16 protein-coding genes and 4 tRNA genes are annotated in these 13,340 nt (G+C 66.5%); 15 read left to right on the top strand and 5 right to left on the bottom strand.

The window, feature by feature from the left end; genetic code table 11:
* Positions 1–102 precede the first annotated feature (102 nt).
* Positions 103–972, top strand: coding sequence for a zinc metalloprotease HtpX (gene htpX / locus SCNU_RS08620; RefSeq protein WP_009678971.1), 870 nt, complete (start codon positions 103–105; stop codon positions 970–972).
* A gap of 15 nt (positions 973–987) precedes the next feature.
* On the opposite strand, the gene SCNU_RS08615 is transcribed toward htpX, so the two are convergent.
* The 3 genes from SCNU_RS08615 to SCNU_RS08605 all read right to left on the bottom strand — a co-directional run bounded on the left by SCNU_RS08615 (position 988) and on the right by SCNU_RS08605 (position 2,492).
* On the bottom strand, positions 988–1,458 hold the full coding sequence (locus tag SCNU_RS08615; protein WP_009678970.1) for a hypothetical protein: 471 nt from the start codon (positions 1,456–1,458) through the stop codon (positions 988–990).
* 2 nt (positions 1,459–1,460) lie between these two features.
* A complete protein-coding gene (locus SCNU_RS08610) occupies positions 1,461–1,670 on the bottom strand; it encodes a helix-turn-helix transcriptional regulator (RefSeq protein WP_009678969.1) in 210 nt (69 codons plus the stop codon).
* A 330-nt stretch (positions 1,671–2,000) separates the two neighbouring features.
* On the bottom strand, positions 2,001–2,492 hold the full coding sequence (locus tag SCNU_RS08605) for a YajQ family cyclic di-GMP-binding protein (RefSeq protein ID WP_009678968.1): 492 nt from the start codon (positions 2,490–2,492) through the stop codon (positions 2,001–2,003).
* Between the two features lie 125 nt (positions 2,493–2,617).
* Here SCNU_RS08605 and SCNU_RS08600 point away from each other — a divergent pair.
* The 13 genes from SCNU_RS08600 (at position 2,618) to SCNU_RS08540 (ending at position 9,072) form a co-directional block, all read left to right on the top strand.
* Positions 2,618–2,698, top strand: a tRNA-Tyr gene (locus SCNU_RS08600).
* Between the two features lie 123 nt (positions 2,699–2,821).
* Positions 2,822–2,894: transfer RNA gene (locus SCNU_RS08595), tRNA-Thr, on the top strand.
* 35 nt (positions 2,895–2,929) lie between these two features.
* Positions 2,930–3,003: transfer RNA gene (locus SCNU_RS08590), tRNA-Met, on the top strand.
* Between the two features lie 82 nt (positions 3,004–3,085).
* Complete coding sequence (gene rpmG / locus SCNU_RS08585; RefSeq protein WP_006894375.1) at positions 3,086–3,253, top strand: 50S ribosomal protein L33; 168 nt, start codon at positions 3,086–3,088, stop codon at positions 3,251–3,253.
* 204 nt (positions 3,254–3,457) lie between these two features.
* Complete coding sequence (locus tag SCNU_RS08580; RefSeq protein WP_009678966.1) at positions 3,458–4,543, top strand: fused (3R)-hydroxyacyl-ACP dehydratase subunits HadA/HadB; 1,086 nt, start codon at positions 3,458–3,460, stop codon at positions 4,541–4,543.
* A gap of 146 nt (positions 4,544–4,689) precedes the next feature.
* Positions 4,690–4,762, top strand: a tRNA-Trp gene (locus SCNU_RS08575).
* 39 nt (positions 4,763–4,801) lie between these two features.
* On the top strand, positions 4,802–5,185 hold the full coding sequence (gene secE, locus SCNU_RS08570; RefSeq protein ID WP_009678965.1) for a preprotein translocase subunit SecE: 384 nt from the start codon (positions 4,802–4,804) through the stop codon (positions 5,183–5,185).
* Between the two features lie 55 nt (positions 5,186–5,240).
* Positions 5,241–5,990 (top strand): transcription termination/antitermination protein NusG, encoded by a 750-nt coding sequence (gene nusG / locus SCNU_RS08565; protein WP_009678964.1) that lies wholly within the window; start codon positions 5,241–5,243, stop codon positions 5,988–5,990.
* Between the two features lie 87 nt (positions 5,991–6,077).
* On the top strand, positions 6,078–6,512 hold the full coding sequence (gene rplK / locus SCNU_RS08560; protein ID WP_009678963.1) for a 50S ribosomal protein L11: 435 nt from the start codon (positions 6,078–6,080) through the stop codon (positions 6,510–6,512).
* An 85-nt stretch (positions 6,513–6,597) separates the two neighbouring features.
* Complete coding sequence (rplA, locus tag SCNU_RS08555) at positions 6,598–7,308, top strand: 50S ribosomal protein L1 (RefSeq protein WP_009678962.1); 711 nt, start codon at positions 6,598–6,600, stop codon at positions 7,306–7,308.
* 162 nt (positions 7,309–7,470) lie between these two features.
* Positions 7,471–7,692: a hypothetical protein gene (locus tag SCNU_RS08550; RefSeq protein WP_009678961.1), complete on the top strand. Its 222-nt coding sequence runs from the start codon at positions 7,471–7,473 to the stop codon at positions 7,690–7,692.
* Between the two features lie 67 nt (positions 7,693–7,759).
* Complete coding sequence (locus SCNU_RS08545; RefSeq protein WP_009678960.1) at positions 7,760–8,581, top strand: DUF2786 domain-containing protein; 822 nt, start codon at positions 7,760–7,762, stop codon at positions 8,579–8,581.
* The gene (locus SCNU_RS08540) at positions 8,578–9,072 is read left to right on the top strand and encodes a TIGR04338 family metallohydrolase (RefSeq protein WP_009678959.1); all 495 of its coding nucleotides are present in this window, start codon (positions 8,578–8,580) and stop codon (positions 9,070–9,072) included. Before SCNU_RS08545 ends, SCNU_RS08540 begins: the two co-directional genes overlap by 4 nt.
* 15 nt (positions 9,073–9,087) lie before the next feature.
* Here the strand turns inward: SCNU_RS08540 and SCNU_RS08535 are convergent, their stop codons facing one another.
* Both SCNU_RS08535 and SCNU_RS08530 read right to left on the bottom strand, forming a co-directional pair.
* Positions 9,088–11,148, bottom strand: coding sequence for a CocE/NonD family hydrolase (locus tag SCNU_RS08535; protein WP_009678958.1), 2,061 nt, complete (start codon positions 11,146–11,148; stop codon positions 9,088–9,090).
* Positions 11,149–11,261: 113 nt separating this feature from the next.
* Positions 11,262–12,437, bottom strand: coding sequence for a glycoside hydrolase family 76 protein (locus SCNU_RS08530; RefSeq protein WP_009678957.1), 1,176 nt, complete (start codon positions 12,435–12,437; stop codon positions 11,262–11,264).
* A 310-nt stretch (positions 12,438–12,747) separates the two neighbouring features.
* On the opposite strand from SCNU_RS08530, the gene rplJ reads away from it, so the two are divergent.
* Positions 12,748–13,278, top strand: coding sequence for a 50S ribosomal protein L10 (rplJ, locus tag SCNU_RS08525; RefSeq protein ID WP_009678956.1), 531 nt, complete (start codon positions 12,748–12,750; stop codon positions 13,276–13,278).
* Positions 13,279–13,340 lie beyond the last annotated feature (62 nt).

Raw genomic sequence — 13,340 nt, 5'->3', positions numbered from 1 at the left:
GCGTAGGGTTCGCGCATAGTGATGTCGGCGACGAGCTGGAACTTTTGGGGTGGTTCGGTGCGTTTGCCACTGTGAGTGAAGTTCTTCTGACAGTGAGGTGCCATGCATTTCAACGGCCTCAAGACGGCTGCGTTGATGGGTTTGATGTCGGCGATCATCGTCGGCATCGGCGCGTTGTTCAACAACCCGAACATCCTGGTGTTCTCGGTGCTCCTCGCCGTCGGCACCAACGCGTACGCGTACTTCAACAGCGCGAAGCTGTCGCTGCGCGCGATGCATGCGCAGCCGGTGACCGAGGTAGAGGCGCCGGAGCTGTACCGGATCGTCCGGGACCTCGCGACGCAGGCGCACCAGCCGATGCCGGCGCTGTACATCAGCCCGACGGAGTCGCCGAACGCGTTCGCGACCGGGCGCAATCCGAAGAACGCCGCGGTGTGCTGCACGTCCGGGATCATGCAACTCCTCGACGAGCGCGAACTGCGGGCCGTGCTCGGCCACGAGCTGTCCCACGTCTACAACCGTGACATCCTGATCAGCTCGGTCGCGGGCGCGATGGCCGCGGTCATCAGCGGTCTGGCCAACATGGCGATGTGGATGGGAGCGTTCGGCGGCAACCGCGACAACGGCCCCAATCCGCTCGCGATGATCCTCATCGCGATCCTCGGCCCGGTGGCCGCGATGGTGATCCAGATGTCGGTGTCGCGGTCGCGTGAGTACCAGGCCGACGAGTCCGGCGCCGAGCTCACCGGCGATCCCCTGGCGCTCGCGTCGGCGTTGTCGAAGATCTCGGGCGGGATCGCGGCGGCGCCCCTGCCGCCGACCCCGGATCTCGCGAACCAGTCACACCTGATGATCGAGAGCCCGTTCCGTCCGGGCGAGAAGCTCTCGCGCATGTTCTCCACCCACCCGCCGACCGCGGATCGGATCGCGCGTCTGCAGGAGATGGCGCGCAACGGCGGGCAGCGGTTCTGAGGCCGCGGACCGCTGTCAGTCGGCCCGCTTGAGCTTTCGCTTCGCGGCCCAGCGGCCGACGAACACTGCGGCGATCGCTCCGGCGATTCCGCCGACGACGCCACCGGCCACGCTGTCGTCGGATCCCAGGCCGGCGATGACCGCGGTCGCCATCGAGATCGCGCACGCGCCGAAGTAACAACCGATGAGGGCGGTACGCCACCACGCGGCGCTGCCGTAGGCGAGGACATTGGCGTCGACGCCGCGCGCTTTGCAGTAGCGCTGCCATTCCATGGACGGAACCAACAGGGCGACGAACAGAGCCACGGTCACCCAGGCGGGGACGAACCATGCGGCGACGGCGGCGAGCGTCCACAGGAGGATGGTCGCCAGGATGAACACGTAGGCGTAGGCCTCGAGCATCACGCTCCGCTCGCGCTCATCACCCCAGGACTCATCCGCGTCTCTCAGGAGGATTGCGGGAATGGTCTTCGCCTGCCGTGCCATAGTCAGTGCTCCTCGGGTAGTGGAAAGAGTTCCTCGACCGAACTGCTCAATGCCCGCGCGATCCGAATCGCCAGGTAGACCGACGGCGCGTAGTCGCCACGTTCCAACGACACGACGGTCTGCCGGCTGACCCCCACCGCCGCCGCGAGGTCTGCCTGCCGCAGACCCGCTCGGCTCCGCGCCGCTTTCACCGGTGATGGGTTCTCGGGCATGAAAAAAGTCAAGCCCACTTGTCACGGTATGTCAAGTGGACTTGTCACGTGGTGGGGCTTCCAGCGGTCGTCACGGGGTTTCGACTGCGGTGCTCGCTGCGCTGCGCTCCTCGCTCAACCAGCGGGGGTCGAACGTGTCGAGGTTTTCGCTCAACCGGCGGGGGCGTCTTCGCTGGTTGAGCCGTCCGGAGCGAAGCGGAGGAGGTGTCGAAACCGCGTGCGCCGGGCTGGGTCGCCGATGAGAAGCGGTGATGGTTCGGGAGCGGGGCGACCGCGTGCCCGAACCATCACTCGCGGATCTCGGCCTGCCGAGGCGGCCGAGCAGAAGGACTACCGATAGTTCACGAACTGCAGGGCAATCCCGAAATCCTCACCCTTGAGCAATGCGATGACCGCCTGCAGGTCGTCGCGCTTCTTGGACGAGACCCGGAGCTCGTCGCCCTGGATCTGTGCCTTGACCCCCTTCGGGCCCTCGTCGCGGATCTTCTTGGAGATCTTCTTGGCGTGGTCGGAGTCGATGCCCTGGACCAGGTCGCCGGAGATCTTGAAGGTCTTGCCGGAGCCGACGGGTTCGCCGGCGTCGAAGGCCTTGAGGGAGATGTCGCGTCGGATCAGCTTCTCCTTGAACACCTCGAGGCCGGCGAGCGCCCGCTCCTCGGCGTCGGAGGTGATCACGATCTTCTCCTCGCCGGACCACTCGATGGTGGTGTTGGTGCCGCGGAAGTCGTACCGCTGCGAGAGTTCCTTGCCCGCCTGGTTGAGGGCGTTGTCGACCTCCTGGCGGTCGACCTTGCTCACGACGTCAAACGAAGAATCAGCCATGCACCCACACTATCAGTGGCCTGAGCAGCGAATTTGCGCGTACCGGGGGAGGTCGTTGTATTCTGATTCCCGTTGCTTTCGAGGCCTCCCCGTGCAAGCGGGGACGGTTGCGATGAGTGATGCAAGGCAGATTGCCCGAGCGGCCAAAGGGAGCGGATTGTAAATCCGTCGCGCAAGCTACATAGGTTCGAATCCTATATCTGCCACGCAGGGGACATACCACGTATATCGGTTCTGACCAGCGGTTTTGGTTAAACGGAGCGCGTGTGTGTAACCTCGTTGAGGCTCTTCGGTTACGGACTGTTCGCAGGTCGGACCCGGAAGGCAACGCCCCCTTAGCTCAGTCGGCAGAGCGTTTCCATGGTAAGGAAAAGGTCGACGGTTCGATTCCGTCAGGGGGCTCGCTTGGCTTTGGCTACCCGGTCAAGGCTGAACAGGGCGGTGTAGCTCAGCTGGTTAGAGCGCACGACTCATAATCGTGAGGTCGGGGGATCGAGTCCCCCCACCGCTACACATACCGCCTACGCCGGTGGGACTTCGACCCGCAAGCGTGGGACACGAAGAACTGCAAGACGCGAAAGTAGGCAATCGAAGTGGCTTCCTCAACCGATGTGCGGCCGAAGATCACCTTGGCATGCGAGGTGTGCAAGCACCGCAACTACATCACCAAGAAGAATCGTCGCAACGACCCCGATCGTCTCGAGCTGAAGAAGTTCTGCCCGAACTGCGGCAAGCACGAGACCCACAAGGAGTCGCGCTAAAGCGCAGTCGCGTCACGCGACCTCCCCAATACCTCTGAGCGGACCACCTCACACTGTGAGGTGGTCCGCTTGATTTTGTGTCGAAGCCTCTCCAAGAGGACAATCTTCGTAACAGATCAGATACGAACTATCCCGACGGCCAGTCTTGCGTGCAGGTCGCCGGGTCGCACGGCCGGGCACGAGCCGAGTCAGGAGAACACGGCGGTGACCGACCAGCTGGACGACATTCGAGTCGACGATCGACTGGAGGCGGCGTTCATGGGTGACATGACGGCGGAGCAGGTGGCCGACCACACGCGGTCGATGGTCGGTTACACGTACACGGTCGACGACTACTACGAGGTCGGACGCCAGGACATCCGCAGGCATGCGCGTGCGGTCCAGGACTCGCATCCGGCGTTCTGGGACGAGCAGGAGGCCGCCGTCCTCGGCCACGACACCCTCTTCGCGCACCCGACGTTCGTCTCGGTCCTCGGTCTGATCGCGCAGCGCAGGCTGTTCGAGGACGTGATCACCGGTTACGACATGTGGCAGATCATGCAGACCGACCAGCGGCTCATCATGCATCAGCCGATGCGGCTGGGCGACCGCCTCGTGTGCGATGTGTCGCTGGAGTCGTTCCGGCAGTCCATGGGCGCCGACCTGCTCGTCAGCAAGAACATCATCTGGAATCAGCACGACGAGCCGGTGATGACGACGCTGACCTCGATCGTCGCGCGTCCGTCGGTCGATGTGGACCCGGCGCTGATCTCGAAGCTGAACGAGGTGATGATGCAGGTCGACGCCGACCCCGTCATCGGCAAGACGATCAACGGTCCGTTCGACCGCTATTCCGACCCCGACCCGGTCACCGAGCCCAAGGCCTACGGTGCGATCGACTTCGACACGCTGGAGGTCGGTCAGGAACTGCCCGTCGTCACCAAGACGCTGACGCTCGGCAACCTCGTGAACTACGCCGGCGTCTCCGGCGACCCGAATCCGATCCACTTCTCGCCCGAGGTGGCCGAGGCGATCGGTCTCGACAGCGTCGTGGCGCACGGCATGCAGACCATGGGGCTCGGGGCGAGCGTCATCGGCTCGTTCGTCGGGGACCCGGCGGCGATCTACGAGTACAACGTGCGGTTCACGAGTCCGGTGTACGTGCCGGCTGTCGGCGCGGCGCGGGTGGACTTCGGCGGCAAGATCAAGTCCCTCGATCCGGTCACCCGGCGCGGCGTGATCGCGCTGGTCGCAAAGCAGGGCGAACGCAAGATCTTCGGTCGGGCGCAGGCGATGGTTCAGTTCAACTGACGGCGCTGACCGGGGCGAGTTGGGGCGAGCGGCAGCTTTGCTCTACACTCATCTGAGTCTGATGCTTCAGAATTGCGCGCTGCCTGAGGGTGGCGCGTTGGTTTTGTTAGCCTTGGATCAAAGCGCGGGTCGACGGGCCCACGCAAAGGGGCGTAGCTCAATTGGCAGAGCAGCGGTCTCCAAAACCGCAGGTTGCAGGTTCAAGTCCTGTCGCCCCTGCCCATCGGGGCACTAGCAGACGAAGGGATCGGTGAGAAGGTGGCCAAGCGAGATCGCAAGGCTTCCGGAGACGTCAACGACGATCTGGTGGTCGACGACGTCGACCAGTCCGACACCGCCGAACTGCGTCCCAGCGGCAAGCGCTCCGCGCGCGGCCGCCGGGGTGCCGGCTCCGCGACTGCGGTCGCCGAGCGCACATCCGAGTCCACCGCGACCGACACCCGGGCAAGCCGGAATCCGTTCGTCCGGATCTGGATCTTCCTCAAGCAGGTCGTCTCGGAGATGCGCAAGGTGGTGTGGCCGACTCGCAACGAGATGGTCAACTACGTCATCGCGGTCTTCGCGTTCGTCGTGGTGGTCACGGCGTTCATCGCAGGCCTGGACATCGGCTTCGCCAAGCTGACCCTGCTGGTGTTCGGCTGACAGGCAACTACCACAGGGCGGCCAGCCCGAGTGACCAACGAAGGAGCGTGGGGCAGTGAGCACCCCGGAGAATGAGATCGAATCGCCGGAGATCGGTGACGAGACCACCGAGGCCACGCAGGCGGAGACGGCAGTCGAAGAGGCGGCCCCCGAAGCCGAGGTCGCTGAAGCGGTCGATCCCGTCGCCGAGCTGAAGGCACAGCTGCGCAGGCTTCCCGGCGAGTGGTACGTCATCCACTCGTACGCGGGATACGAGAACAAGGTGAAGACCAACCTCGAGACCCGTGTCCAGAACCTCGACGTCGGCGACTACATCTTCCAGGTCGAGGTGCCGACCGAAGAGGTCACCGAGATCAAGAACGGCCAGCCGAAGAAGGTCAACCGCAAGGTCCTCCCCGGTTACATCCTGGTCCGCATGGAACTCAACGACGAGTCGTGGAGCGCGGTTCGCAACACCCCGGGCGTCACCGGATTCGTCGGCATGACGTCGCGTCCGTCGCCGTTGTCGATCAAGGAAGTGCTGCAGTTCCTGATGCCGCGCGCCGAGGTCCGCAAGGCGGAGGCCGCCAAGGCCGCCGCAGCTGCGGGCGAGAGCGTCGAGGCCGCAGCCGCCGCCGCGTCGAACCTCGTCGAGGTCGACTTCGAGGTCGGCGAGTCGGTCACCGTCATGGACGGCCCGTTCGCGACCCTCCCGGCCTCCATCAGCGAGGTCAACACCGAACAGCGCAAGGTCAAGGTGCTCGTCTCGATCTTCGGTCGCGAGACCCCGGTCGAACTCGGCTTCAACCAGGTCGAGAAGCTCTGACATCGCGCCGCGGCCGTCACGGCCGCGTGTAGAGAGACTTCCGCGTATCCAGCGTGCGCGGATCTGTAGGAAAAAGGACAAGAGGATATGCCTCCCAAGAAGAAGAAGATCGCCGGCATCATCAAGCTCCAGATCCAGGCCGGCCAGGCCAACCCTGCGCCGCCCGTGGGTCCGGCGCTCGGTCAGCACGGCGTCAACATCATGGAGTTCTGCAAGGCGTACAACGCCGCGACCGAGTCGCAGCGTGGAAACGTCGTGCCGGTCGAGATCTTCGTTTACGAAGACCGCTCGTTCGACTTCAAGCTCAAGACCCCGCCGGCAGCCAAGCTGCTGCTGAAGGCCGCAGGCCTGCAGAAGGGCTCGGGCGAGCCGCACGTCAACAAGGTCGGCAAGGTCACCATGGATCAGGTCCGCGAGATCGCGAAGACCAAGACCGAGGACCTCAACGCCAACGACATCGACGCCGCCGCGAAGATCATCGCCGGTACCGCGCGTTCGATGGGCATCACGGTCGAAGACTGACCGACAAAACACTCCGTGGGAGGGCCGCGCTCGGCCCACTAACCACTAACTCCCGCTCTCGCAGCGGGGAGAAGGAACAGAGCACATGAGCAAGAAGAGCAAGGCCTACCAGGCCGCCGCTGAGAAGATCGACCGCGACAAGTTGTACAGCCCGCTGGAGGCTGTGACGCTTGCGAAGGAGACCTCTTCGAAGAACACCGACGCCACCGTCGAGGTCGCAGTGCGACTCGGCGTCGATCCCCGCAAGGCTGACCAGATGGTCCGCGGCACCGTCAACCTGCCGAACGGCACCGGTAAGACCGCCCGCGTCATCGTCTTCGCTGCGGGCGACAAGGCGACCGAGGCCGCTGCAGCCGGTGCCGACGAGGTCGGCGCCGAGGACCTGATCGAGAAGATCCAGGGCGGCTGGCTGGACTTCGACGCCGCGATCGCCACCCCGGACCAGATGGCCAAGGTCGGCCGCATCGCGCGTGTCCTGGGCCCGCGCGGCCTGATGCCGAACCCGAAGACCGGTACGGTCACCACCGACGTGACCAAGGCGATCAACGACATCAAGGGCGGCAAGATCAGCTTCCGTGTCGATAAGGCCGCCAACCTGCACTTCGTGATCGGCAAGGCGTCGTTCGACGCCGCCAAGCTGGCCGAGAACTACGGCGCCGCGTACGACGAGATCATGCGCGCGAAGCCGTCGGCAGCCAAGGGCCGCTACCTGAAGAAGGTCACCGTCTCGACCAACACCGGTCCGGGCATCCAGGTGGACCCCGCCGTGACGCGGAACTTCACCGAAGAGGCCTGATCGCCGCAGCGAGAAGATTCTCATAGAGCGCCTCCCGTCGACTTCGACGGGAGGCGCTCTTTTTCTGGACTCGGTCGAATCCGGGCCTTAGGATCGATCTACCCATTAAGACACCTGCCCTCCCCGGTGGACCACGGAATCGAAAGGCGCTGAGCCGTGCCCATGATCATCCCCACAATCGAGCCCGACCGCTTCGACAGCGCGCAAGGTCACGCGTACTTCGGCCAATACGTCGAGGTCGACACCAGTTCCTGGCAGATCCTGACCACGCACCGGACGTCGATGTCGCTGGGTAGCGCCGAGGACGTGTCGCAGGACCTGCAGCGGGCGATCGGATTCGTCCGCCGCGAAGCCGCCGGTTCGACGGCGGTGGTCGACGGCTGACGCCCGGGTGCCGGAGCCTGTGGATGAGGGATTCGGCGGTGTCCGAGGCCGTCGTTAGTCTGGGTCCATGCGCGATGACAAGCTGCTGACCCGCATCGGCGGTCTGCTCCGGCAGGCCGAGGGGACTGACAACGAGCACGAGGCCGAGGCGTTCATGGCTGCGGCCCAGCGGTTGGCGACGGCGGCGTCGATCGACCTGGCGCTGGCGCGGGCGCACGATCCGGCGGCGCGTCGTGCGGCGTCGCCCATCACGCGCAAGATCGAGATCGGGCAGGCGGGCCGGCGCGGGCTGCGGACTTATGTGCAGCTGTTCGTTCAGATCGCGCACGCCAACGATCTCACGTGCGACGTGGCTTCGAATTCGACGTTCGTGATCGCGTACGGATTCGAGACCGACATCGATGCGTGCGAGGCGCTCTACACCTCGCTGGTGGTGCAGATGGTCGCGGCGAGCGACGCGTACTTGAAGTCGCGTGCCTACCAGGGCGAGACGGCGCGCCAGGTGGTCACCAAGACTGCGGGCAGGCGTCGCTATCGAGTGGTGGAGGAGAAGGCCCTGTCGCCGATCACTGCTCGGCTCAACTTCCAGTCGGCGTTCGCGAGCCGGATCGGAGCCAGGCTTTCCGACGCGCGTGACGCCGAGCGTGCCGAGGCGGTCGGCGCCGAGGTCAGGCGTTCGGAGTCCACCGCGCTCGCGCTGCGCGATAAGGAACTCGAGATCCGGGACTTCTACAAGGCGGAGTCGAAGGCGCGCGGTACGTGGCGATCGAGCAGTGCGACCGCGGGCTACTCGTCGGCCGCACGACAGGCGGGCGACCGCGCCGGACGGCGCGCCCGGATCGGTGCCGATCGGGAGTTCGGAGCCGCGCGGGGCGCGCTGGAGTCGTGAGTCGAGACAGCGACCGGAGCCGCGTCTACGAGGCCGAACGGCTGGTGCACCGACTACTCGACAGGGCGGGTGGCGCGCACACCGTGCAGATCGCGGGCACCCAGCTGACGGTTCCCGCCGAGGCGCGCTTCACCGGCGTGACTGACGTCGAGAACTACCTGAACCGGGTGATGTCCCTGCGGCCGGTCATCGGCCGATTCGATCGTGCGACGACGCCGGTGGCGGTCCGACCGCGGCGCGGTCAGCGTGCGGCGCACTACGAGCGGGCGACCGCGACGATCGCGGTGCCGGAACGGACCGAAGGTCGCTGGGCGCTGCGGGAACTCGTCGTTCTCCACGAACTGGCGCACCACCTGGACGACGCGGCCGACCCGGCGCACGGGCCGGTGTTCGTGGGGACCCTCATCGATCTCGTCGACCTGGTTCTGGGACCGGAGGTCGCGCTGGTCTACCGGGTGATCTTCGCCGACAGCGGGCTCTCCGAGGGCTAGACCAGGCGTGGCGGGCTAGCCCTGCTGCGCGGTCGCGGTGACGATCGGAACCGGGGCCGCACCGAGTTCGCCGTCCGTCTGGAACGTCAGGTAGCTCGGCTTCGCGGGATCGAGGACGAGCTGCTGGCGACGGCCGCGCGCCTTGATCAGATCGGGGACGATCGTCAGGTAGCGGGGGAGGCTGGCGGCGTAGACGTCGACGCGCAGCCGGTGACCGGGAGCCAGGACGGCGTCGGTCGGGACCATGTCGACGTCGATGCGGACGGGCTCGTCGGCGGGCACCGGAAGTCTGCGGTCCCGAGTGAGGTAGTGATACGCGTCGAGCAGCACGCCGTCGTCGGTGTATGTGGAACGCGACGGATCGAGAGCACGGTTCGACGCCGTGAGGGCGCCGTTCGTGAGGGTCGTCGAGGTGCCGTCCGGTGCGACGTCGTTGACGGTCACCGCCCAGATGCCCTCGTGAGCGGTGGTCGAGACGTTGAGCCGCAGATTCATCTCACCGGAGATCTGCGTCGGGCGCGCCACCGGCTCGCTGGTGAACGACAGCCCGGCCTCCTCCTGGAAACGGGAGTCGGTGGAGAACTTGTCGCCGAGGACGATCGTCGCACCGGCGGTGACCTGCGAGACGTCGCGGGAGGCGAAGCCGCGCAGGCTGGGGCGGATCCGGAGCGATCGCCTCCGGGAGGCGGGCGACGAGCGCAGGCTTCCGTCGTGCTGTGCGTGCATCGCGGTGCCGGTGGGCTCCTCGGTCAGGAACAGGCGGCGCGGCGCCACCTCCTGCCGGGGGAACGACGGGCCGCACGACCATCCGCCGCCCTGCTGTTCCAGGGTGACCGGCCCGTACGCGTCGACGCCGTTCTCGACACCCTTGAGCCAGCGGTCGAACCAGGCGCGCTGGAGCACGTCCAGGCGCGGCGGCGCGTAGGGGCGCTCGTGTCCGAATCCGGGATCGATGTGGTAGCCGTCGGCGATCAGCGCCTGCTTGCGGCCCGGGGCCATCTGCAGCTTCGAGTACACGCGGGTGGCGCTGCGGCCGAAGAGATCGTGCCACCCGCCGACGGTGAACGTCGGACAGCTGATGTTCTCGATCTGCGGATCGCGCTCGGCGAAGTAGGGGTCGTCGAAGATGCGGTCGTCGCGCGCGGTGAGGAATCCCCACATCAGCGACGGCATCTCGGTGGCGGGCGACTTCACCCGTGACGACAGCCAGCGGTAGGCGTCGCCGCGCAGTACATCGGCGACGGCGGTCGCCGGATTGGGCAGCCACTTGAGCCCGTTCACCAGTGCCAGCCAGAGCGGGATGAACGCAGAGGGCATACCGCCGGTGATGTAGATGTCGCGGACCACGTCCTCGCTGCCTTCGACGGCGAAGACGGCCTTGAGCGCATCCGGGCGATGTCCGGCGGCCTGCAGCGAATTGATCGCGGAGTACGACCATCCGGTCATCCCCACGCCGTCGGCGTACCAGTCCTGTTCGGTGATCCAGTCGATGACCTCGAGGCTGTCCTGCTGCTCACGGGAGCCGAGGATCTCCCACTTGCCGTGCGACGTGCCGGTGCCGCGGACGTCGACGAGCACCTGGACGTAACCCGCGCGGACCAGATTGCGGTTGATTCCGAAGACGTCCCACAGCCCCTTGGCGAAGGTGCGGGTGATGCGCGTGGCGCCGGCCAGCGGTCCCTCGTCGGCGATCATCGTGCCGCTGGCGGTCTGCACCGTTTTGCCGATCACCGGGGCGTGCAGCGCGTGATCGAGGCCGTCGAGCACCGCGCGGTTGTACGGATTCATATTGAGGATCGCGGGCAGCGGGGTCCGGACAGGCTGCCCGAAGCGGTTGGCCGGGCGGACGACGGTGGCCCGCAGGCGTACGCCGTCGCTCATCGTGATGCGGATGCTGCGATCGATGTGCACACGCGGATAGGGCTTCGGGCCGTCGACGGCCTGTCGCCATTCGAGACCGGCGACGCCGCCGGCCGCGTCGCGGTAATCGGGTGCCGGAGCCAGGGCCGGGCGTTCCTGCGGGACTGCGAATCCGCCCTGTGCGTCGTAACGGTTCACGTCGTACTGCAGCGTCATTCCGGGTCCCCCCTTTGCAGTCGCAGTGCGGACAGGTGTCGGCCCGGATCATCGAGTTGTGGCGTGAGTCACGCGGGCGTCTCCCTAATCTAAAACGATGCGGAGCCAGATCGTTAATCCGGGGTTGCCGAACCGGTGTGCTCGCTTGACCCGATCGTGACCGAAACTGCTGATTCGAGCAGGATCCCCGCCGAGATCTGGACCGACAGGTCGCGTTCGGGAACGCTCGACGCCGCGACCGCACCGCCGATCTTGCGGGCCGCCGACCCCGAGCCGTCCGGCAGTGCGGCAGGCCTGTGCCAGTCGGGGCCGAACACCGGCCGGCCGTCGGCGTCGAGGGCCCGGTTGGCCCAGGCGGCGTCGGCGCTGTCGAGGACGAGTCGACCCGCGCGGGCGCGCAGGTCGTCGGCGCGCGGGGGCAGATCAGTCGCCGTGAACGCCAGGTATCGCGCGAGAATGCCCGCGAAGAGCCCGCCGTCGCCGCCGCCCGCGCCGCGAATGACGCCGTCGACCGTCATCCGTGCGGCGACGGCGCGCAGCAGGGCGTCGATCCGGTCCAGGTGGACGTCCGCGCCGGTGAGACGGTAGGCCTCCACCTCAGCACCGAGCGCGACGCCCTGGCAGTAGGTGAAGGTCGCCGAGTCGAGCTCCAGGTCACCGTTGGGCCGGTGCCACACCCCGTCGGCGATCAGTCCCGAGGGGAGTCGCAGCGAGGCGTCCATCCAGTCGGCCATCGCGACGCTGCGGTCGTGGCGGCCGGTTCGGGCGAGGAGGATCGCGGCGGGGCCGTTGGCCGGGGCGTTGAAGAAGGTGTCGGTGGTCCGCCACGGGATCCCACCGCCGAGCCGCGGCCGCCACGCGTCGACCATGACGCTCGACAGTCGGGCCGCCGTCCCGGAGAAGTCCGCGGTGTTCTCCCGCGGAACGTGGCGCGACACCCGTTCTGCGGCCAGCCCGAGCCAGGCCATGTCGTCGTAGTACTGATTCGTCCAGCGGAAGCCGTTGCGGATCCAGATGCCGCGCATCAGTCGGCCGGCGGCGATGCCGCAGTGGTCGTCGAACCGGTGGATGTAGCCGTCCACCAGCAGGTCGACGAGGTGCGCCTGCCACCAGAGGTTCCAGGACGAGGTGATCGCGGCCCTCGACAGGGGCCGCCCCACCGGCGGCCACGCGACGCCACCGAGCAGTGTGCCCGGAACCCAGCCGAAGAGAGGGCGCAGATGTCGCGCCGCGATGGCGTCCTGAGCCGCCCGAGCGCGATCCTGTGCGGATTTGGTTTCGGCCGTCATGGCCGCTAGCCTATTAGCCGGTGCAGTGAGCGCGGCTCGCTGCGTCAGTTCAACCAGAGACCGTTGGTTGTCGGACGTGTTCCGATCGAAGGCCCGATGCGAGTCGGCGGCCCACGCAGGATGAACGTGGTGAGACTGTATCGCGTGATGTTCGCGTCACGTGCTGTGCGCCCCGTGCTTCCTGCCCGGGGCGTTTTTCGTTTCTCGCGGACCGGCATCGTCGAGCGCCCCGCCTCCCATCACACACCTCTGGAAAGAGGTGCCCCGGCTGTCCGGGGCACGACGAATGTGACACGAGAGGAGGCGAAGTATGGCTAAGGCTGACAAGGTTTCTGCAGTCGCAGAGATCGCTGAGCAGTTCAACGGTTCGACCGCTGCCGTGATCACGGAGTACCGCGGACTCACCGTGCCGCAGCTCCAGCAGCTGCGTCGCTCGCTCGGCGAAGGCGCTACCTACTCCGTCGCCAAGAACACCCTCGTCAAGCGCGCCGCTGCTGAGGCGGGCCTTGAGGGTCTCGATGACCTGTTCACCGGTCCGACCGCGATCGCTTTCATCGAAGGCGAGCCGGTTGTGGCTGCCAAGGCGATCAAGACGTTCGCCAAGGACAACAAGAACCTGGTCATCAAGGGCGGATTCATGGACGGCCGTGCGCTGTCCGTGGCTGAGATCGAGCAGATCGCCGACCTGGAGACCCGCGAGGTCCTGCTGGCAAAGCTGGCGGGCGCCATGAAGGGCAACTTGGCAAAGGCCGCAGGGCTGTTCACCCAGCCCGCATCGCAGGTCGCGCGTCTCGCCGCGGCTCTGCAGGAGAAGCAGGAAGCTGCCGGCGACGCCGCGTAGCACCCCGTTGCTCCACCACCCCCATGAACCAGCCTGCGATGCAGGCGCCCCCGCACGTGCGG

This window comes from Gordonia neofelifaecis NRRL B-59395, assembly GCF_000192435.1.
Taxonomy (GTDB): Bacteria; Actinomycetota; Actinomycetes; order Mycobacteriales; family Mycobacteriaceae; genus Gordonia; species Gordonia neofelifaecis.
Note: the sequence above shows the minus strand (reverse complement) of the source record. Positions and strands in the feature narration are given on the sequence as shown.